The sequence below is a fragment of the Streptomyces sp. NPDC052040 genome (assembly GCF_044548405.1).
Classification (GTDB): Bacteria; Actinomycetota; Actinomycetes; order Streptomycetales; family Streptomycetaceae; genus Streptomyces.
Window position 1 is genome coordinate 138,492 of the sequence record NZ_JBIUBV010000017.1, and the last position, 20,367, is coordinate 158,858.

The 20,367-nt window shown below is 72.1% G+C and carries 19 protein-coding genes and 1 rRNA gene; 4 read left to right on the forward strand and 16 right to left on the reverse strand.

Annotated elements, in window-relative coordinates; genetic code table 11:
* Window positions 1-25 precede the first annotated feature (25 nt).
* A complete protein-coding gene (locus tag ACIHAA_RS27210) occupies window positions 26-1,222 on the forward strand; it encodes an amidase family protein (RefSeq protein WP_399821610.1) in 1,197 nt (398 codons plus the stop codon).
* Between the two features lie 24 nt (window positions 1,223-1,246).
* On the opposite strand, the gene hemB is transcribed toward ACIHAA_RS27210, so the two are convergent.
* From hemB to ACIHAA_RS27240, 6 genes are all read right to left on the reverse strand, one after another.
* Complete coding sequence (gene hemB, locus ACIHAA_RS27215; protein ID WP_399821612.1) at window positions 1,247-2,239, reverse strand: porphobilinogen synthase; 993 nt, start codon at window positions 2,237-2,239, stop codon at window positions 1,247-1,249.
* Window positions 2,240-2,406: 167 nt separating this feature from the next.
* Entirely contained in the window at window positions 2,407-4,113 is a 1,707-nt protein-coding gene (locus ACIHAA_RS27220; protein ID WP_399821614.1) for a uroporphyrinogen-III synthase, read from the reverse strand.
* Window positions 4,110-5,144, reverse strand: coding sequence for a hydroxymethylbilane synthase (gene hemC / locus ACIHAA_RS27225; RefSeq protein WP_399821616.1), 1,035 nt, complete (start codon window positions 5,142-5,144; stop codon window positions 4,110-4,112). The genes ACIHAA_RS27220 and hemC overlap by 4 nt, the downstream gene beginning before the upstream one ends.
* Window positions 5,141-6,955 (reverse strand): glutamyl-tRNA reductase, encoded by a 1,815-nt coding sequence (locus tag ACIHAA_RS27230; RefSeq protein ID WP_399821618.1) that lies wholly within the window; start codon window positions 6,953-6,955, stop codon window positions 5,141-5,143. The genes hemC and ACIHAA_RS27230 overlap by 4 nt, the downstream gene beginning before the upstream one ends.
* Complete coding sequence (locus tag ACIHAA_RS27235; protein ID WP_399821620.1) at window positions 6,952-7,716, reverse strand: redox-sensing transcriptional repressor Rex; 765 nt, start codon at window positions 7,714-7,716, stop codon at window positions 6,952-6,954. The genes ACIHAA_RS27230 and ACIHAA_RS27235 overlap by 4 nt, the downstream gene beginning before the upstream one ends.
* 288 nt (window positions 7,717-8,004) lie before the next feature.
* The gene (locus tag ACIHAA_RS27240; RefSeq protein ID WP_399821622.1) at window positions 8,005-8,301 is read right to left on the reverse strand and encodes a glutaredoxin family protein; all 297 of its coding nucleotides are present in this window, start codon (window positions 8,299-8,301) and stop codon (window positions 8,005-8,007) included.
* Between the two features lie 172 nt (window positions 8,302-8,473).
* Here ACIHAA_RS27240 and ACIHAA_RS27245 point away from each other — a divergent pair, with 172 nt between their 5' ends.
* From ACIHAA_RS27245 to ACIHAA_RS27255, 3 genes are all read left to right on the forward strand, one after another.
* The gene (locus ACIHAA_RS27245) at window positions 8,474-9,430 is read left to right on the forward strand and encodes an HAD family hydrolase (RefSeq protein WP_399821624.1); all 957 of its coding nucleotides are present in this window, start codon (window positions 8,474-8,476) and stop codon (window positions 9,428-9,430) included.
* Between the two features lie 446 nt (window positions 9,431-9,876).
* Complete coding sequence (locus ACIHAA_RS27250; protein ID WP_399821626.1) at window positions 9,877-10,650, forward strand: ECF subfamily RNA polymerase sigma factor, BldN family; 774 nt, start codon at window positions 9,877-9,879, stop codon at window positions 10,648-10,650.
* A gap of 336 nt (window positions 10,651-10,986) precedes the next feature.
* On the forward strand, window positions 10,987-12,210 hold the full coding sequence (locus ACIHAA_RS27255) for a DUF5667 domain-containing protein (RefSeq protein WP_399821628.1): 1,224 nt from the start codon (window positions 10,987-10,989) through the stop codon (window positions 12,208-12,210).
* 72 nt (window positions 12,211-12,282) lie between these two features.
* Here the strand turns inward: ACIHAA_RS27255 and ACIHAA_RS27260 are convergent, their stop codons facing one another.
* The 10 genes from ACIHAA_RS27260 to rrf all read right to left on the reverse strand — a co-directional run.
* On the reverse strand, window positions 12,283-13,329 hold the full coding sequence (locus tag ACIHAA_RS27260; protein ID WP_399821630.1) for a lysophospholipid acyltransferase family protein: 1,047 nt from the start codon (window positions 13,327-13,329) through the stop codon (window positions 12,283-12,285).
* A gap of 14 nt (window positions 13,330-13,343) precedes the next feature.
* Window positions 13,344-14,405, reverse strand: coding sequence for an NAD-dependent epimerase/dehydratase family protein (locus ACIHAA_RS27265; RefSeq protein ID WP_399821633.1), 1,062 nt, complete (start codon window positions 14,403-14,405; stop codon window positions 13,344-13,346).
* Window positions 14,406-14,723: 318 nt separating this feature from the next.
* On the reverse strand, window positions 14,724-14,822 hold the full coding sequence (locus ACIHAA_RS27270; protein ID WP_003948845.1) for a 30S ribosomal protein bS22: 99 nt from the start codon (window positions 14,820-14,822) through the stop codon (window positions 14,724-14,726).
* 142 nt (window positions 14,823-14,964) lie between these two features.
* On the reverse strand, window positions 14,965-15,177 hold the full coding sequence (locus ACIHAA_RS27275) for a helix-turn-helix domain-containing protein (RefSeq protein ID WP_004984898.1): 213 nt from the start codon (window positions 15,175-15,177) through the stop codon (window positions 14,965-14,967).
* 129 nt (window positions 15,178-15,306) lie between these two features.
* On the reverse strand, window positions 15,307-16,122 hold the full coding sequence (locus tag ACIHAA_RS27280; protein ID WP_399821635.1) for a phosphatase: 816 nt from the start codon (window positions 16,120-16,122) through the stop codon (window positions 15,307-15,309).
* A gap of 191 nt (window positions 16,123-16,313) precedes the next feature.
* Entirely contained in the window at window positions 16,314-17,486 is a 1,173-nt protein-coding gene (locus tag ACIHAA_RS27285; protein WP_399821637.1) for an acetoin utilization protein AcuC, read from the reverse strand.
* Window positions 17,437-18,648 (reverse strand): MFS transporter, encoded by a 1,212-nt coding sequence (locus ACIHAA_RS27290; protein ID WP_399821639.1) that lies wholly within the window; start codon window positions 18,646-18,648, stop codon window positions 17,437-17,439. The genes ACIHAA_RS27285 and ACIHAA_RS27290 overlap by 50 nt, the downstream gene beginning before the upstream one ends.
* Window positions 18,649-18,733: 85 nt before the next feature.
* Window positions 18,734-19,462 carry a VC0807 family protein gene (locus ACIHAA_RS27295; RefSeq protein WP_399821641.1) on the reverse strand — a complete coding sequence of 243 codons (729 nt, stop codon included), beginning with the start codon at window positions 19,460-19,462 and terminating at the stop codon, window positions 18,734-18,736.
* 93 nt (window positions 19,463-19,555) lie between these two features.
* Entirely contained in the window at window positions 19,556-20,212 is a 657-nt protein-coding gene (locus ACIHAA_RS27300) for an HAD family hydrolase (RefSeq protein WP_399821643.1), read from the reverse strand.
* Window positions 20,213-20,274: 62 nt separating this feature from the next.
* Window positions 20,275-20,367 (reverse strand): 5S ribosomal RNA (gene rrf, locus ACIHAA_RS27305); the annotation flags it as partial.

Below are 20,367 nucleotides of genomic sequence, written 5' to 3' on the forward strand. Positions count from 1 at the left end.
GGCCCGGGTGCCCGAAGGGGCGGCGATGGCACAGGAGACGGGGGGACCCGACGGCCACTCCGGGCTGTCGGCCCGGCGGATCGCCGCGCTGGTGGGTGCCGGGGAGGTGACGGCCCGGGAGACGGTACGGGCGGCCCTGGACCGGATCGCCCGGCGCGACGGCTCGGTCCGGGCCTTCACCGAGGTGTGGCCCGAGCGGGCCGCGGCCCGGGCCGCCGAGGTCGACCGCCGGGTCCGGGCGGGCGAACGGCTGCCGCTGGCCGGGGTGCCGCTCGGCGTCAAGGCCACCGAGGGGCTCGGCGCCCGGGGGACCCTCCGGCTGCTGGCCGCGGGCTGCGTCCCGGTCGGCGCCACCGCCACCCCCGGCCCGGGCACCGCCTGGCGGACCTGGGGCGCCACCGCCCGCGGCCCCACGCTCAACCCCCTTGATCCGCAATGGAGTCCCGGCGGCTCCTCGGCGGGCTCGGCCGCCGCGGTGGCGTGCGGGATGGTGCCGCTGGCCACCGGGAGCGACGGCGCCGGATCGGTGCGGATCCCGGCGGCCTGGTGCGAAATCATCGGTCTGAAGCCCACCAACGGTCTCGTCCCCGCCCGCGACCGCGCCGGGCTGAACGTGCCCGGCACGCTGGCCCGTACCGCCGGGGACGCCGCCGCCTGCCTCGACGCCCTCGCGGGCACCGCACTGCTGCCCGGCCTCGCGCCGCCCCGGCGGCCGCTGCGTACGGCCTGGTCGTCCACGCTGGGCTTCGCGGACACGGTTCCGCGGATCGCGGACACCGCCCGCGCGTTCCTGGACGCCCTGGCCGCCGTCGGTGCCGTCGCCCCGGAGGACACCCCCGTGCGGCTGCCCGACCCCGCGCCCTGCTGGACCGCCCTGCGCGGCGGCGGGAGGGACGGCACGGCCCCGGTGGACGCGGGCGCCGCCCGGGCCGCGTTGCGGCAGGCGCTGGACGGCGTCTTCGCCTCGTACGAACTGCTCGCCACGCCGACGACGCCCAACCCCCCGCACGGCCACCAGGGGCCCGGGGAGGTGCTGAGCACCGCCCTGACATGGGCGTTCAACATCACCGGGCACCCCGCCGTCAGCATCCCGGCGGGGCGCACCGGTACGGGTGAACCCGTCGGCCTCCACCTCGTCGCCCCGCCGGGCCGGGAGGCCGACCTGCTGTCCGTGGCCGTTGCCGCGGCGACCCTCCCGCGGCCCGGACGCCGTAGCGGCTAGCGGCTAGCGGCTAGCGGCTAGCGGCTAGCGCAGCATCCGTGCGGCCTCGACGGCCCAGTACGTCAGGATGGTGCGGGCACCGGCCCGCTTGATGCCGGTCAGCGTCTCCAGGATGGCCCGCTCCCGGTCGATCCAGCCCTTCTCGGCGGCGGCCTCGACCATCGAGTACTCGCCGGAGATCTGGTACGCGGCCACCGGCACGTCCACCGCGTCCGCGACCCGCGCCAGGATGTCGAGGTAGGGGCCGGCCGGCTTGACCATCACCATGTCGGCGCCCTCCTCCAGGTCGAGGGCCAGCTCCCGCAGGGACTCGCGCCAGTTGGCGGGGTCCTGCTGGTAGGTCTTCCGGTCGCCCTGGAGCGAGGAGCCGACGGCCTCCCGGAAGGGGCCGAAGAAGGTGGAGGAGTACTTGACGGTGTAGGCGAGGACGGCGACGTCCTCCCGCCCGATCTGGTCCAGGGCGTCCCGGACGACCCCGATCTGACCGTCCATCATGCCGCTGGGGCCCACCACATGGGCGCCCGCGTCGGCCTGGACCTGGGCCATCTCGGCGTACCGCTCCAGGGTGGCGTCGTTGTCGACCCGGCCCGCCGCGTCCAGCACCCCGCAGTGCCCGTGGTCGGTGAACTCGTCCAGGCACAGGTCCGACATGACGAGCAGCTCGTCGCCGACCTCGGCCCGCACATCCCGCAGCGCGACCTGGAGAATCCCCTCCGGGTCGGTCCCGGCGGTGCCGAGCCCGTCCTTCTTGGACTCCTCCGGCACGCCGAAGAGCATGATCCCGGAGATCCCGGCCGCCACGGCCTCCGCCGCCGCCTTCTTCAGGCTGTCCCGGGTGTGCTGGACCACGCCGGGCATGGCCCCGATCGGGACCGGCTCCGAGACGCCCTCCCGCACGAACGCGGGCAGGATGAAGTCCGCGGGATGCAGACGGGTCTCGGCGACCATGCGCCGCATGACAGGCGTCGTCCGCAGACGACGGGGACGCGAACCGGGGAAGGAACCGTACTTCGTCATGGCTTCCACGCTACGCCCGGCCGGTCGCCCCTTTTGCCGACGCCCTGTCGACCCCACCACCACGACCCGCCGCCCATGGACGCACCGCGGCGGAGCGCCCCGGGTGGGGGTGCTCCGCCGTGGTGTCAGGAGGCTGTGCTCAGGTGGCCGTGTTCAGGTTGCCGTGCTCAGGAGGTGGAGCGGCGGCGGCGGGCGCCCGGGCGGCGCTCGCTCGGCCGGGTGACCGGGTCACCGGCCTCCAGGGCGGCCGCGCGGCGCTTCAGGCCGAAGTCCGCCAGGGCCTCCGCCAGCTTGTGCACCGACGGTTCCGGGGCCATCACGTCCACCCGCAGGCCGTGCTCCTCCGCGGTCTTCGCGGTGGCGGGGCCGATACAGGCGATCACCGTCACGTTGTGCGGCTTGCCCGCGATGCCCACCAGGTTCCGCACCGTGGAGGACGAGGTGAACAGGACCGCGTCGAAGCCGCCGCCCTTGATCGCCTCGCGGGTGTCGGCCGGCGGGGGCGAGGCGCGGACCGTGCGGTAGGCGGTGACGTCGTCGACCTCCCAGCCCAGCTCGATCAGGCCCGCCACCAGGGTCTCCGTGGCGATGTCCGCCCGCGGCAGGAACACCCGGTCGATCGGGTCGAACACCGGGTCGTACGGCGGCCAGTCCTCCAGCAGCCCGGCGGCGGACTGCTCCCCGCTCGGCACCAGGTCCGGCTTCACACCGAAGTCGACCAGCGCCTTCGCCGTCTGCTCGCCCACCGCGGCCACCTTGATGCCCGCGAAGGCCCGCGCGTCGAGGCCGTACTCCTCGAACTTCTCCCGGACCGCCTTCACCGCGTTGACCGAGGTGAACGCGATCCACTCGTAGCGGCCCGTCACCAGGCCCTTGACCGCCCGCTCCATCTGCTGGGGCGTGCGCGGCGGCTCGACGGCGATCGTCGGCACCTCGTGCGGCACGGCCCCGTAGGACCGCAGCTGGTCGGAGAGCGACGCCGCCTGCTCCTTCGTCCGCGGGACGAGAACCCGCCAGCCGAACAGCGGCTTGTTCTCGAACCAGGACAGCTGGTCGCGCTGGGCGGCGGCGGAACGCTCACCGACCACGGCTATGACCGGCCGCCCGCCCTCCGGCGAGGGCAGCACCTTCGCCTGCTTCAGGGTCTGCGCGATCGAACCGAGCGTGGCGGTCCAGGTGCGCTGCCGGGTGGTCGTACCGGCGACGGTCACCGTCAGCGGGGTGTCCGGCTTGCGGCCCGCGGCCACCAGCTCCCCGGCGGCCGCGGCCACCGAGTCCAGCGTGGTGGAGACCACGACCGTGCCGTCGGAGGCGCCGACCTCGGTCCAGCAGCGGTCCGAGGCGCTGCGCGCGTCCACGAACCGGACGTCCGTGCCCTGTGCGTCCCGCAGCGGCACACCCGCGTAGGCGGGCACGCCCACGGCGGTCGCGACACCGGGCACGACCTCGAACGGAACGCCCTCGGCGGCGCACGCGAGCATCTCCTCGGCCGCGTACGCGTCCAGGCCCGGGTCCCCGGTCACCGCACGGACGACCCGCTTGCCGCCCCGCGCGGCCTCCATGACAAGATGTGCCGCATCCCTCAACACAGGGACACCAGCGGCTGCTGACTCACCGTCAACGGCCCCCGGGTGAGCCTTGCCCGAGCCCGGATACGGCCCCGCGAAGGGGTCCGGACCCGTGGTCAGGACGGCGGCACCCGCTCGGGCGTGCGTGCGCACCACGTCGAGCACGTCGTGCTCGCCGACGAGGACGTCCGCGTTCGCCAGCGCCTCCACGGCGCGCAGGGTGAGAAGTCCCGGATCCCCGGGTCCGGCACCGAGGAAGGTGACGTGCCCGTGGTCAAGGCCGGCGGGAAGGGTGGTGGGGCTCAATGTGCTCGCTCCCCCATCAGACCGGCCGCGCCCTTGGCAAGCATCTCGGCTGCGAGTTCGCGACCGAGCGCCATTGCCTGGTCGTGCGTCTCGGGCACGGGACCGGTGGTGGACAGCTGCACCAGCGTGCTGCCGTCGGCCGTGCCGACGACACCCCGCAGGCGCATTTCCTTGACAATCTGCCTGTCGGCCCGGTGGTCCCCACGCTCCAGCGGAGCCGAGAGCGGGGGAACGTCGGCCAGCGCGCCCACAGGGGCACTGCAACCGGCTTCCAGGGCGGCGAGCAGGGACCGCTCGGCGGTCACGGCGGCCCGGGTGAGCGGGTCGTCGAGCTGCCCGAGCGCGGCGATCAGGTCCGCGTTGTCCGCGGTGCACTCGATCGCCAGGGCCCCCTGGCCGGGGGCGGGCAAAACGGTGTCGACCGGCAGGAAGTCGGTGACTTCGTCGATCCGGCCGATCCGGTTCAGGCCGGCCGCCGCGAGAACCACGGCGTCCAGCTCACCACTGCGGACGTATCCGATCCGGGTGTCGACATTGCCCCGGACCGGGACCGTCTCTATGTCCAGTCCGTGGCTGCGCGCGAACGCGTTCAGCTGCGCCATGCGGCGGGGCGCGCCGGTGCCTATACGGGCACCGCGGGGCAGGTCGGCGAACTTCAGGGCGTCCCGGGCCACGATCACGTCCCGGGGGTCCTCGCGCTCGGGCACCGCGGCCAGCACCAGGTCCTCGGGCTGCGCGGTCGGCAGGTCCTTCAGCGAGTGCACCGCGAAGTCCACCTGGCCGCGCAGCAGCGCGTCGCGCAGCGCCGTCACGAAGACGCCGGTGCCGCCGATCTGGGCGAGGTGCTCGCGCGAGACATCGCCGTACGTGGTGATCTCCACCAGCTCCACGGGCCGCCCCGTGACACGGCGCACGGCGTCCGCGACCAGCCCGGACTGGGCCATCGCCAGCTTGCTGCGCCTGGTGCCGAGCCTGAGCACCGCCCCTTCTTCTCGGGGGGCGCGCCCCTTCGGCTCACGTGGCTCACTCATGCTCGCCCTCGGTTCTCGGCGTTCTCGGTGTGGGTGGCGTATTCGGCGTCCCCGGCCTGCCGGGTGTCCTCCCCCGCCCGGGAGACGGCCACGACCGTCTCGGGGTCCAGGTCGAACAGGGTGCGCAGCGCGTCCGCGTACCCGGCGCCGCCGGGTTCGGCCGCCAGCTGCTTGACCCGTACGGTCGGCGCGTGCAGCAGCTTGTCGACGACGCGCCGCACGGTCTGGGTGATCTCCGCGCGGTGCTTGCCGTCCAGGCCCGGCAGCCGCCCCTCCAGGCGGGTGATCTCGCTCGCGACCACATCGGCGGCCATGGAGCGCAGGGCCACCACGGTCGGCGTGATGTGCGCGGCGCGCAGGGCGGCGCCGAACGCGGCGACCTCGTCGGAGACGAGCGCCCGCACCTGGTCCACATCGGCGGCCATGGGCGCGTCGGCGGAGGCCTCGGCGAGGGACTCGATGTCGACCAGCAGGGCGCCGGGCAGCCGGTGCACGGCCGCGTCGACATCGCGGGGCATCGCCAGATCGAGCAGGGACAGCACGGGTTCGGGCCGGGGCGCGGGCACGACCGCCTCGGGGCGGCGGCGCTCCGGGATCCGGCCCACGGTGGCCACGGTCGCGGCGAGCGCCGTGATCACCTCGGCATCGGCCTCCGGGTCCAGGACCACGGCTCCGGCCGGGCGGGCGGCGCGCTCCTCGGCGCCCTTGTCCACCCAGGCCGCGTGCTGCTCCAGCTCGGCGGCGCCCATCCCGGCCACCGCCGCCTCGCCCAGCACGGAGAACCCGGCGGTGGCCTGTACGGCGGTGAGGTCGAGCGGGCAGCCCTCGTCCGCGTCGGCTCCGGCGGCCCCCAGGCCGTCGCGCGCGGGCTCCGGACCGCTCATGTCCTGGACGCCCGCGGGGCCGGTGTCGCCGGTGCGGGGCCCGGGGGTGGCGGGCGCGGGGCGCGGCGCGGCCAGGGGGCCCGGCATCCGTCCCTCCAGGGCCTCGGCGACGGCCCGGGCGGTCAGCACCAGTCCGGTGGCGCCGGTGCAGGAGACCGCGACATCGGCACGTGTCAGCTCGTCCGGGACCGATTCCATCGGTACCGCACGGGCGGGCACGTCCGTGTCTCCGGCCTCCGTCAGGATCCGCGCGAGGCGCTCGGCGCGCTCCGGGGTGCGGTTGGCGATCACGACCTCGGCGACCCCGGCGCGCGCGAGGGTCGCGGCGGCGAGCGAGGACATCGAACCGGCGCCGATCACCAGGGCGCGCTTGCCCGCGGCCCAGGCCCCGACCGGGGCACCGGCCGCCAGCTGCTCCAGGCCGAAGGTCACCAGCGACTGCCCGGCGCGGTCGATGCCGGTCTCGGAGTGGGCACGCTTGCCGACCCGCAGCGCCTGCTGGAACAGGTCGTTCAGCAGCCGTCCCGCGGTGTGCAGCTCCTGCGCGGCGGCCAGGGAGTCCTTGATCTGGCCGAGGATCTGGCCCTCGCCCACGACCATCGAGTCCAGGCCGCAGGCCACCGAGAACAGATGGTGGACGGCCCGGTCCTCGTAGTGCACATAGAGGTAGGGGGTCAGCTCGTCCAGGCCGACCCCGCTGTGCTGGGCGAGGAGGGTGGACAGCTCGGCGACACCGGCGTGGAACTTGTCCACATCGGCGTACAGCTCGATCCGGTTGCAGGTGGCGAGCACCGCGGCCTCGGCGGCCGGTTCGGCGGCGACCGTGTCCTGGCCCAGCTTGGCCTGGGCGTCCGCGGTCAGCGCGGCCCGCTCCAGGATGCTGACCGGAGCGCTGCGGTGGCTCAGCCCGACGACGAGGAGACTCATGCCGGCATCACGGCGGGGACGTCCCCGTCAGGCCCCTGCTCGGCGGAACCCTTGGCTGCGGCGGCGGGCAGCCCGTCGGCGAGCGCCCCCATGGCCTCCTCGCCGGCCTTGCGCTGCTCGTGGAAGGCGAGGATCTGGAGTTCGATGGAGAGGTCGACCTTGCGCACGTCCACCCCGTCCGGGACGGACAGCACGGTCGGCGCGAAGTTCAGGATGGAGCTCACGCCCGCGCCCACGAGCCGGTCGCAGACCTGCTGGGCGGCGCCCGCGGGGGTGGCGATGACCCCGATGGAGACCCCGTTGTCCTGGATGATCTTCTCCAGGTCGTCGGTGTGCTTGACGGGGATGCCCGCGACGGGCTTTCCGGCCATTGCCGGATCGGCGTCGATGAGGGCGGCGACCCGGAAACCCCGGGACGCGAACCCGCCGTAGTTGGCCAGCGCCGCGCCGAGATTGCCGATACCGACGATCACAACCGGCCAGTCCTGGGTGAGGCCCAGCTCGCGGGAGATCTGGTACACGAGATACTCGACGTCGTAGCCCACACCCCGGGTGCCGTAGGAGCCGAGGTAGGAGAAGTCCTTGCGCAGCTTGGCGGAGTTGACTCCGGCGGCGGCGGCCAGCTCCTCGGAGGAGACCGTGGGAACCGAGCGCTCCGACAGTGCGGTCAGCGCGCGGAGGTACAGCGGAAGCCGGGCGACGGTGGCCTCGGGAATTCCTCGGCTGCGGGTCGCCGGTCGGTGAGTTCGGCCAGTTGCCACGGTGCTCCTGCGGGTAGCGCGGGGCTTCAGGCGGTCACACGTCCCCAGACCGCCCCGTCGAATGCAGGCTATGTCTTTGTGAACGCGTGCACAAAGATGGTGTCCGATTTGCCCGGCCAACGTGACCGGGGTCACGCGCCTTCGGTGCAGCGCCGGGGAACCGCCGTACGACTCGGGCCGTTCCTTATCTCCTGGGGGCAAAGTCGCCCACTCTCCTCGACATTCCTCGCCCCCGAGACCAATCGCCGACGATCCTAAGCGACTCTCCGGCCAACTTGGACTGATCGGTCAGTTTGCGGTGAGGGCTTTGCGCAGTCGTTCCTCGTTCACCCGCCAGAAGGTGTGCTGGGCGCCGTCGACCAGGACCACCGGGATCTGCTCCCAGTACCGGCGGTGCAGCTCCGCGTCCTCGGTGATGTCCTTCTGCTCCCAGGGGACCCCGAGTTCTCCGCAGACCTTCTCCACGACGGTCTGCGCGTCGTCGCACAGATGGCAGCCGGGCTTGCGGACGAGGGTCACGAGGCGGTCCCGGGGATCGCGGCCCTGCGCGTCCTTCCGCCGAAAAATGGGACTCATGTCGGCCATTCTCACCCCGCGGGCCGCGCGCGCGAGTCCCGGACGCCACCGTGGTACACCGGGGCCGCGGCACCGCCACGCCGGTGAGCGGCCGCTTCTTTAACGGCGCCGTCGCGGAGAGTTCACAGCCTCCCAACCTCTCGACTCCGGAACCACCGAACAAACTGGCTATGCTCGCGTCATGGCCGCTCTCGGATGGCTCACTCCCCGTAGGCGCTCCGCCACGGCGCGGAGCGTGTTGGCAGGCGAGGCCTCTGCGGAGGCAGCGCGCAAGACCTCGCAGGACGCCGTCGCCCAGGACGTCTCCGCCGAGGACGCCCCCGGCCAGGACGGCTCCGCGCAGGAGCCAGAGTTCCCGGTCCTCGGCGACGAGAAGGCCGCCGCATTCTTCGACCTGGACAACACCGTGATGCAGGGCGCCGCCCTGTTCCACTTCGGACGGGGCCTGTACAAGCGGAAGTTCTTCGAGACCCGCGACCTGGCGAAGTTCGCCTGGCAGCAGGCGTGGTTCCGACTGGCCGGGGTCGAGGACCCCGAGCACATGCAGGACGCCCGCGACTCGGCCCTGTCGATCGTGAAGGGCCACCGTGTCTCCGAGCTGATGTCGATCGGCGAGGAGATCTACGACGAGTACATGGCCGAGCGGATCTGGCCGGGCACCCGGGCGCTGGCCCAGGCGCACCTGGACGCGGGCCAGAAGGTGTGGCTGGTCACGGCCGCCCCGGTGGAGATCGCCACGGTGATCGCCCGCAGGCTGGGCCTGACCGGGGCCCTGGGCACGGTCGCGGAGTCCGTCGACGGCGTCTACACCGGCCGCCTGGTCGGCGAGCCGCTGCACGGCCCGGCCAAGGCGGAGGCGGTCCGCGCACTGGCGGCTGCGGAGGGCCTGGACCTGTCCCGCTGTGCCGCGTACAGCGACTCCCACAACGACATCCCGATGCTGTCGCTGGTGGGCCACCCCTACGCGATCAACCCGGACGCCAAGCTGCGCAAGCACGCCCGCGCCCAGGACTGGCGCCTGCGGGACTACCGCACCGCCCGCAAGGCCGCCAAGGTCGGCCTCCCGGCCGCGGCCGGGGTCGGCGCGGTGGCGGGCGGCACGGCCGCGGCCATCGCCCTGCACCGCCGCCGCCGCTAGCGGCACCGGACCCGCGCCCCGGAGCACCCTCGGCCGCATCACCCTGCGTAACCGCCGCCGTTCGCCGCACGTTCGCCGAGCGCCTGCCGGGCGGACGCGGTCGGTCACGGCCTCGTGGAGACCGGTCCGGCCCCGTGGAAGGGCCGTATTCGCCGTGTCCTACCCCACACCCCTCCCCACCACTCCCCCCGCCCGCACCCGGCCACAACACGCCCCTTGGCCAGACAGAAGTCGAACCGAATCAATCAACAAACGGTCACTGTGCGGTACTTGAGTGGGCATCAATCGGTTACAGAAGCAACGTAATCGATGATTTGAGCAACTGGGTGTAGCGCCGCCTGTACTAAGCGTTATTCTCCTCAGACGCAAACCGGTACCCCTCCGTCGCTACGACGGGTGAACGGTCCCGTACTGCACGTGATGGAAGCTCTGCCTCTGGGAGTCCCGTGTACCCACACGTCGGGGTTGACGCCTCGGGCCTGGCTACGCTGCGCGCAACGGTCAACGACCTGTTGCGCGGCTTCGTCCCCACCGCGTACGCCGTCCCCGCCTTCGCCACCGCCGCACCGCTCGGCCCGTGCTACGCACTGGCCGACGGCAGCGCCGCGGTCGGCGGCAGACGGGGCCGTTCCGGTTCGGCGGCCACAGCCCGCCGGCCCGCCGCGGACAGCGACAGCGCCCGCATGATGGACCTCGTGGAGCGCGCCCAGGCCGGAGAGGCCGAGGCTTTCGGGCGCCTCTACGACCAGTACAGCGACACCGTGTACCGCTACATCTACTACCGGGTGGGAGGCCGGGCGACCGCCGAGGACCTCACCAGTGAGACCTTTCTGCGCGCCCTGCGCCGGATCGGCACCTTCACCTGGCAGGGACGCGACTTCGGTGCCTGGCTCGTCACCATCGCGCGGAACCTGGTCGCCGACCACTTCAAGTCGAGCCGCTTCCGGCTGGAGGTCACCACCGGCGAGATGCTCGACGCCAACGAGGTCGAGCGCTCCCCGGAGGACTCGGTCCTGGAGTCCCTCTCCAACGCCGCCCTCCTCGACGCCGTACGACGGCTCAACCCCCAGCAGCAGGAGTGCGTCACGCTCCGCTTCCTCCAGGGGCTGTCCGTCGCCGAGACCGCCCGGGTGATGGGCAAGAACGAGGGCGCCATCAAGACCCTCCAGTACCGGGCCGTGCGCACCCTCGCCCGGCTCCTGCCCGAAGACGCCCGCTGACCACCGCAGACCGCCGGGCCCCGAGGGCGTGAGCCCCCGGGAGTCCGCCGAGCCGCCCCTCCGCCGCCCCCCACCGAGCAGCCCCGACCGTGTCCGCCACCCCACGGCACACACCGGGTCACGGTCAACTCACCTTCCGTGCTGGCCTGTTGAGTTCGCGGTCCGATCATCCGTCGTCCGTAACCCAAGTGCCGAGCCGCTCGTTGTGCGGGACACAGGCTCCCTGTGGTCACCCCTGGCCGCCCCCGATCACCCGATCGTGTGCAAGCGGCGAGGTTGTGCAACCCTCAGGACCCCCTGGGGAGTCGACCGTGATGACGAGAGGAGGTGCCGCCAGTGATCGCGAACGTATCGGCACACCGGCGGGCGAACGCCTTCGCCCAGGCCCTGGAGGAGCAGTCCGACGACCGGGGCACGGCGGCCGGGCAGCCCGACGGATCGGCCCCGGCTGCCGCGGAACGGACCGAGTACGCCCGGCTGCTGGCCCTCACGACGGGCCTCGGCGAGCTGCCACGGCCCGTACTGGACCCCGAGGTCAAGGTCGTGCAGCGCGCACGGCTGGTGGCCGCGATGGAGGCCATGCTCCAGAAGGAGGCCCAGGGCGAGGCCACGGACACGTCCGTGCCGGGGCAGCGCGACCACCGGGCACGGGGCTCCCACCGGGCCCGCCCACTGGGCAAACTGCGTCCGCGCAGCAGGCTCACCAAGGGCCTCGCCGCGGGCGGACTCAGCGTCGGCGTGGCGGCCGCCTCCTTCGGAGGTGTGGCCGCCGCCAGCTCCGACGCCCTGCCCGGCGACTCCCTGTACGGCCTCAAACGCGGCATCGAGGACGTCAGACTCGGCATGGCCGAGGGCGACACCGACCGCGGACAGCTTTACCTCGACCAGGCCTCCACCCGATTGAACGAGGCACGGCGGCTGATGGAGCGCGACCGCGCGGGCCATCTCGACCACGAGTCCATCGGCGAGGTTCGGCGCACCCTGTCCGGCGTCCAGCACGACGCCTCCGAGGGTCACCGCCTGCTGCACGAGGCCTATGAGCGGGACGGCTCCCTCGCCCCCATCCAGGCCCTCTCCGCCTTCTCCCAGTCCCACCGCGTGGCCTGGGGCGCCCTCCGCGACCGGCTGCCGGTCCAGCTCGGCGACATCAGCCAGCAGGTCTCGTCGGTGTTCGACGCCATAGACCAAGAGGTCGCCCCGCTCCGGTCGCTGCTGCCGGGCGTCCCGCCCCGGAGCGGCTCCGGCACCCGCCCGGGCACCGCTGCGCCTCCCACGGGCTCCGCGGGCACGGGCCGCACGGCCCCCAGCACCCCCCAGGGATCCGCGGGCAGCAGCCACTCCGGCAGCGGCACACCCCAGCCGTCCGCCTCCCAGAGCGGCAGCGAAGGACTGCTCGGCGGCAGCACCGGCGGCCTGCTGGACCCGCCGAAGGAGTCCACCGGCAGCTCGCCCTCGACGAGCAGGACCCCCTCGACGGAACCGCATGTGACCCTGCCCCCGCTGCTCCCGGGCCTGCTCCCCGGCCTCGGCATCGACAGCGACGGCAACGAGAACGGCTAACACCCCGAGGGTCCCTACGAGGACGGGGGCGCCCCATCAGGAGCGCCCCCGTTGTCGTATCGGCAAGCCGGGTCAGAAGAAGACCGACCGGCGCTGCACCAGCAGCTTGTACAGGGTGTGCTGGATCTGTTCCCTGACCTGGTCCGTCAGATTGAACATCAGCATCGGGTCCTCGGCGGCCTCCGGCGGATAGCCGTCGGTGCGGATCGGCTCACCGAACTGGATGGTCCACTTCGTCGGCAGCGGCACCGCGCCCAGCGGCCCCAGCCACGGGAAGGTCGGCGTGATCGGGAAGTACGGGAACCCCAGCAGCCGGGCCAGGGTCTTCGCATTGCCGATCATCGGATAGATCTCCTCGGCCCCGACGATGGAGCACGGCACGATCGGCGCCCCCTGGCGCAGAGCGGTGGAGACAAAGCCGCCGCGGCCGAACCGCTGGAGCTTGTAGCGCTCGCCGAAGGGCTTGCCGATGCCCTTGAAGCCCTCCGGCATCACCCCCACCAGCTCGCCCTGCGCAAGCAGCCGTTCGGCGTCCTCGGCACAGGCGAGGGTGTGACCGAGCTTGCGGGCCAGCTCGTTGACCACCGGCAGCACAAAGACCAGATCGGCCGCCAGCAGCCGCAGATGGCGGTCCGCCGGGTGGTTGTCGTGCACGGCGACCTGCATCATCAGGCCGTCCAGCGGCAGCGTCCCGGAGTGGTTGGCGACGATCAGCGCCCCGCCCTTCGACGGGATGTTCTCGATGCCCTTCACCTCGACCCGGAAGTACTTCTCGTACACCGGCCGCAGCAGCGACATCAGGACCTGGTCGGTCAGCTCCTCGTCGTAGCCGAAGTCGTCGACCTCGTAGTCGCCCGTCAGCCTGCGCCGCAGAAACGCCAGCCCCCCGGCAAGTCGCCGCTCCAGGCCCCCGTCCCGGGGCCGCGGGTCCGTCAGCTGCTCCCCGGCCGCGGGAGCGTCATCGCCCGGCTCCGCGGCACCGGGCAGGGGCTGCACCTCCCGGACCGCTCCGGGCTCGCCCGGGCGGCGGGCCGCCGCGTTCCGGCGCCGCTGCGGCCGCTGCACGGCAGGCCCCCGGGACCGGTCGTCGTCGAACGGAATGACCTTGGCGTCCGCCATCGTTGCTGCGCTCCTCAGTTGGCGCTGTGCGTCGGGAGGTGGCCACCGCCCAGTGCGGGCAGTGCGGCGATCCGGTCCACGGCCCCCGCGAGGGCCTCCGGCGGCAGCAGCCCGGGCCCCCGGCTGCGCGCGAAGTCCGCGAACGTCTCGGCGGTCGTGTACTGGGGCTGGTACCCGAGTGTCTCGCGCATCTGGTCCGTGGCCACCACCCGCCCATGGGTGAGCAGCCGGATCTGTTCGGGCGAGAAGTCCGTCATGCCCAGGGTGCGCATCGCCGAGCCGACCCAGGTGACGGCGGGCAGCAGCAGCGGCGCGGTGGGACGACCCAGCCGCCGCGCGCACTGCGACAGCAGCAGCACACCGTCCCCGGCCACGTTGAAGGTGCCGCTGTTGAGCGTGCCGCGCTGCGGCTCGTGCGAGCCGATCCGCAGCACCTCGATCACATCGTCCTCGTGCACGAACTGGAGCCGCGGATCGTAGCCGAGGACGGTGGGCAGCACCGGCAGCGAGAAGTACGAGGCGAGCGGCGAATCGGCGTTCGGACCGAGGATGTTGGCGAACCGCAGCACACAGACGGCCACATCGGGGCGGCGCCGGGCGAAGCCGCGCACATACCCCTCGACCTCGACGGTGTCCTTGGCGAAGCCTCCGCTGGGCAGCGACTTGGCCGACGTCGTCTCGGTGAAGACGGCCGGATCGCGCGACGCCGACCCGTACACATTGGTGCTGGACTTCACCACCAGCCGTCTGACCGCCGGGGACTTCTGGCAGGCACCCAGCAGCTGCATGGTGCCGATGACATTGGTCTCCTTGACCGTGGCCCGGCTGCCGCTGCCGAGCGGGGTCCCCGTCACGTCCAGGTGGACGACGGTGTCCACGGAGTGCTCGGCCAGCAACCGGGCGATGGTGGGCTGGCGGATGTCGGCCCGGACGAAGTCGGCGCCGCCGAGATGGTGCTCGGGCGGCACCACGTCCACCGCGATCACCCGGTCGACCTCCGGGTCACGCTGAATCCGTCGTACGAACCGGCCCCCGAGCCGGCGGGCCACTCCGGTCACGAGCACGACCTTGCCCAAGATCAGCGCCTCTCTTCCGTCCCGTCCACTCGTGGACGGGAGCCTGCCCTCAGCCTGCCGCGTTCCCCGTGTGCGGCCAACTTAGCCGGTCGATGTTGCGCTGTGATGACCGCCTGATGCACGAAGTGACGACACCCCCGTACGTACGACCAGACCCAGCCATTCGGCCCCCACGGACCTCTGCACAGCGGACCGATGGCCGGAGGCGACGACGGCCGGAAAGGCGCGGAAACGCCAAGGGCCCCCCACCGGTGGTGGGGGGCCACTACGCGCAGACGCGCACAGAAGCAGAGTCGCCGCCCCTCGCGGGGCCGCGCCCTACTTCTTGTTGCGACGCTGAACGCGCGTGCGCTTGAGCAGCTTGCGGTGCTTCTTCTTCGCCATCCGCTTGCGCCGCTTCTTGATAACAGAGCCCACGACTACCCTCGCTCACTTCTCATCACTCGGTGCTGGGCGCCATGGGCCCATACGACCTACGAGGGGCTAGCCTACCCGCCCGAGCGCTGAGGTCGTAATCGAGGTGCCCGGGGAGGCCCAAGCGGGCCCCGCCGGGCCGCCGTCAGGCCGTCTCGACCCCCACATAGCTCTCGCGGAGGTACTCGTGAACCGCTTGCTCCGGCACCCGGAAAGACCTTCCCACCCGGATCGCCGGCAGATGACCGCTGTGCACCAGCCGGTACACGGTCATCTTCGACACACGCATCACCGAGGCGACTTCCGCCACGGTCAGAAACTGAACCTCGTTCAGAGGCCTCTCGCCAGCAGCAGCCATGACACACCTGAACCTTCCGCACTCGACGGCCACCGGCTTCCCCTTCCGGTGACTCTTCGTCGTTGCGTGCTCACTCCCCAGACTAGGTGCGGGTGATGCAAGTGGGGAAGAGGGGATGCCATCCGCGGCCTACTGTGACAGACACGCTCGATTGAGTACATAGCGAGTAAGCGGTCGGTAGTAATCGGACCGCACAGCGTCATCGAGCGGCACCACGACGGACACCCGCCCCTCCGCCTCCCCGACGAACAGCGCGGGGTCGTCCGTGTCGGCCAGGCCGATCGTCTCGAACCCCAGCTGACCTGCCCCGCAGACCCAGCCGTGGTCCCCGATCACCAGATGCGGCAGCGGGCCGCCGGACTCCGCCGCGGCGGCCAGCGCGAGTCGCACCGGCAGCGGTGAGTGCGAATGTGCGCCCGGCTCACAACCGGCTCCCCCGCCCCCTGCTTTCCGCACGAACGCGACCCCCCGTACGTAGTCGAGGGTGTACGTGCGTAGGCCGAACCGGGTCAATATGTCGACAGAGCGACCCTGCGCCGGGGTGAGGACGGCACATCCCGCCGCCGACAGGGCATGGGCGAGAGCGGCGTAGAAACCGGTCAGCCGGTGCGGATGTCCGGTGCCCAGCAGCACCGCCTCCCCGCGCCGCGCGGCCGTCGCGAGCCGGTCGGCGAAGGCCTCCAGACCCGTCAGGGTGCGCTCCGGGTCAATCACATCATGGCCGGAGGTATGACAAGGATCGGCCGAAACCCCGCACTTGTCTGCCATTAACTCGATCAGATCCCGCGCCCCCCATGTCCATTCCGGATCGAGTCCGATCAGAACGCGGGGGTCCCGCGCGGCGAAAAGCCGATAGCTGCGCAGACTGTCCTCGCGCGAGGTGGCCACGGTCCCGGCCAGCCCGGCGGCCAGCAGATGCGCACGCAGCGCTCCGGTGCTCAACACGCGGGCGATACTGGCCCACTCGCCCGCCCCGCATGACCGGAACGCGGGAAACACCCCACCGTCGGCCCAATGGTGCGACCCTCTCCGGCGGATCGCGCGGCTCGCTCCGGCCGTCGCGCGGCTCTCTCTCCGGCGGCCGCGCGGCCCGCAGCCTTCAAGCCCGTTCCGGCGATCGCGCAGCCCGCAGCCCGCTACGGCAGCAGACCGCGCAGCGGATACACCGCCCTGCGGGTCGCGAGCACCGCCTGGTCCAGCCGGTCCGCCGGGTCGTACCCCGACTCCCAGTCCGCGTACCCGACCGGCCACCGCCCGTCCGTCATCCGGCCCGGCGCCAACTGCCGGGTACGGGCGAAGACCTGCTGCCGCCAGCTGTCCGGGATCACGGTCTCCGGCTCGATCGGCCGCCCCGCCGCCACGGCGACCAGATGCGTCCAGGACCGCGGTACGACCTCCACCACCGCGTAGCCTCCGCCGCCCAGCGCGACCCAGCGCCCCTCGGCGTACTCGTGCGCCAGGTCGTGGCACGCCAGCTGCACGGACCGCTGCGCGTCCAGCGACACCGCGAGATGGGCGAGCGGATCCTCGAAGTGGGTGTCCGCGCCGTGCTGGGTGACCAGCACCTGCGGCCGGAAGTCGGCGAGCAGCTCCGGTACGACTGCGTGGAAGGCCCGTACCCACCCCGCGTCGCCCGTACCGGCCGGCAGCGCCACATTCACCGCGCTGCCCTCGGCACCGGCCCCGCCCGTCTCCTGCGGCCACCCCGTCTGCGGGAAGAGGGTCTGCGGGTGCTCGTGCAGCGAGACGGTGAGGACCCGGGGGTCGTCCCAGAACGCGGCCTGCACCCCGTCGCCGTGGTGGACGTCCACGTCCACGTACGCGACCCGCTCGGCGCCCAGCTCCAGCAGCCGGGCGACGGCGAGGGCCGCGTCGTTGTAGATGCAGAACCCGGAGGCACCACCGGGCATCGCATGGTGCAGCCCTCCGGCGAAATTCACCGCGTGCAGCGCGTCCCCCCGCCACACCGCCTCGGCGGCCCCGACCGACTGCCCTGCGATCAGCGCGGACACCTCGTGCATCCCGGCGAACGCGGGATCGTCCAGGGTGCCGAGACCGTACGCCCCGTCGGCCGACCGCGGGTCCGCGGACGCGGCCTTCACCGCCGCCACATAGTCCTCGCGGTGCACCAGCCTGAGCGTGGAGTCGCCCGCCGGCTTCGCCGCGACCACCTCGATGTCCTTCTCCAGCCCGAAGGCGTCGACCAGCTTCCTGGTCAGCGCGAGCCGGACCGGATCCATCGGATGGTCCGGGCCGAAGTCATAGCCCGTTACCGCCTCGTCCCACATCAGCTGTGCTCGGCCGCTCATGCCCGCCACCGTATCGGTCCGCCGGAGGCGCGAACGAGCGGGCATACCCCAGCGTCACCAGCACCAACACCATCGGAACCAGCATGGCCCCGCGATAGCTCCAGGCGTCCCCGAGCGCACCCACCAAGGGCGAACCGACCAGAAAACCGACATAGTTGAAGATGTTCAGGCGCGCCACCGCCGCGTCCGAGGCGCCGGGGAAGAGCCGCCCGGCCGCCGCGAAGGTCTGGGGCACCAGCACACACAGCCCCAGACCCAGCAGAGTGAACCCGAGCATCCCCACCCAGGGACCGGGCGCCCCCGCCACCACCGCGAACCCGAGCGCCGCCACCAGCGCGCCCAGCCGTACGACCGCCGCGGCCCCGAACCGCCGCACCCCGAGGTCCCCGATCGCCCGCCCCAGCAGCGTGGTCACCATGTACACGTTGTACGGCACGGTCGCCAGCTGCTCCGAGCTGCCGAGGGTGTCCTGAAGGTATTTGGCACTCCAGTTGGAGACGGTCGAGTCCCCGATGTACGCGAAGGTCATCACCAGGCACAGCGGCAGCAGCAGCCGGAAGACCACCGCCCCGGACCCGCCCGGCTCCTCCTGTCCGGCCGCCCCCGCCCCGTCGACGTACCACCGGCTCCCCACGAGCGTGGCCGACAACAGCACGGCCACCACGGGCAGATACGACACCCACAGCGTGAGCCCCCAGTGCGCGCCCGCCCAGGCCAGCGAGGCACCGAGGATCCCGCCGAGGCTGTACGCGGCATGGAAGCCGAGCATGATGCTGCGCCCGTAGGCCCGTTGGAGGCTGACCCCGAGCATGTTCATCGAGGCGTCGAGCGCCCCCACCGTCAGGCCGAACACCCCCAGTGCGAGGGCCAGTCCGGCCATTCCGTCGGCGCCCCCGGCACCGAGCAGGGCCAGCAGTACCAGGGGCTGCGACCAGCGCAGCACCCGGCTGGGCCGTACCCGCCTGACCAGCTGTTCGGTGGTCACACTGCCGACACCGGCGAGGACCGGCACCGCGGCGAGGAAGGCGGGCAGCAGCGCGTCGGAGATCCCGTACCGGTCCTGGATGGCCGGAATCCGGGTGACCAGCAGGGCGAAGGTGGCGCCCTGGGCGAAGAACCCAAACGCCAGAGAGGCCCTGCCGCGCCGCAGCACATCTGTCATGGCGGCGAGCGTAGGGCTCCTGGTCACGGCTGGATAGATCCAGCCGAAGGTGATTTCTGTTCAGCTTTCCGGGTCCGGCGGGGGCTCAGCGGGCGAGGGCGGGGGCCGTGGCGGGAGCGTTCGCCGGGGTTCCCTCCCCGGCGAACGTCCTCGCGCCCGCCTCCACTTCGGCCATGAGCAGGCGTGCCATGGGAGCGGCCGCGAGGGCGCTGCTCACCCGGAAGGCCACGACCATCGCGACGGCGAGGACGACGTTGCCGAGCCAGACCATGGTGTCCACCGGCAGCGTGTACACGCCCACGATCCGCGCCACGCACTCGCCGAGCAGCACGACGCCCCAGACGACGGAGAAGACCCGCTCGTACCGCCGGAAGGCCGGGGACCCGGTGAGCAGCCGCTCCCAGGCGGCCTCCCGCTCCGCCTGCCCCTTCACCAGCCACGGCTTCATACCGGCCGTCATCATCGGCTTCCCGAGGGCCACCGAGACCAGGATGCCGATGCCGATGGCGCTGCTGGCGGCGCTGTCCTTGGCGAGCATCAGCCGCGGGTCGCCGGAGACCAGGCTGAGCAGCAGCCCGACGATGTTCACGAACAGGATGAGTCCGGCGAGGGCGTTGACCTTCCGCTCCCGAAGGACGCTCCAGACGGTCCGCGCGGCGGGCACCACGCTGCTGAGCGCGAGGGCCATGAGGGTGCTGGTCCCGAACCCGTCCTTGACGAGGTAGTAGGAACCGACCGGCACCGCTACGTCCATGATCAGCGGCGCGACGTTCTTCGTCTTGCTCTGGCGCTGGGGAACCGTGTTCGTCGTCATGCCCTCAGCTTCGTGGAAACGGGGGGTCCGCCAGTAGAAACGATCGTCCGGAGGTCGGCATGACAAATGTCAGCGCCGGCCCGGTGGTTCGGGTCATCCGCGCCCTCGTTCCAGCAGGCCGGGCAGTTCCTCCATGCCGGAGAAGAGCCGGGTGGCTCCGGTGAGCCGGTCGGCGGGTGTCATGGCGGTGTAGCCGTAGACGTCCATCCCGGCGGCCACCGCGGCCTGCACTCCGAGGGGGCTGTCCTCGACGACCGCGCACCGCCCGGACTCCACCCCCATCCGCTCGGCCGCGTAGAGGAAGAGATCGGGTGCCGGCTTCCCCCGCCCCACGTCCTGCGAGCTGAAGACGCGGTCCTCCTCGAACCACCGGTCGAGCCCGGTCGCCCGGTGTCCCACCCGGATCCGCTCATGGCTCCCGGACGAGGCCACACAGTAGGGAATCCCGTCGGCGCGGAGCCGCTCCAGTACGTCCACGGCCCCGGGCACGGGCTTCAGCTCCCGTTCGAACGCGGCGAAGACACGGGCGTGGAAGACATCGTCGAAGTCGTCGGGCAGCCGCTGTCCCGTCCGTTCGAGCACCAGGTCATGGATGCGATGCATCGCCGACCCCATGTAGTCCCGGATGGAGTCCTCGTATGTGGTGGGGTGCCCCAACTCGGTGAGGTAGGCGGCCAGATGCCGATTGGAGAGGGGCTCGCTGTCGACCAGCACGCCGTCGTTGTCAAAGATGATCAAGTCATAATGCATGACCCGACCTTAAACGCAGAAAACCCCCGTGCCTGAGGGCACGGGGGTTTCCCACACAATTTGTTCGGCGGCGTCCTACTCTCCCACAGGGTCCCCCCTGCAGTACCATCGGCGCTGTAAGGCTTAGCTTCCGGGTTCGGAATGTAACCGGGCGT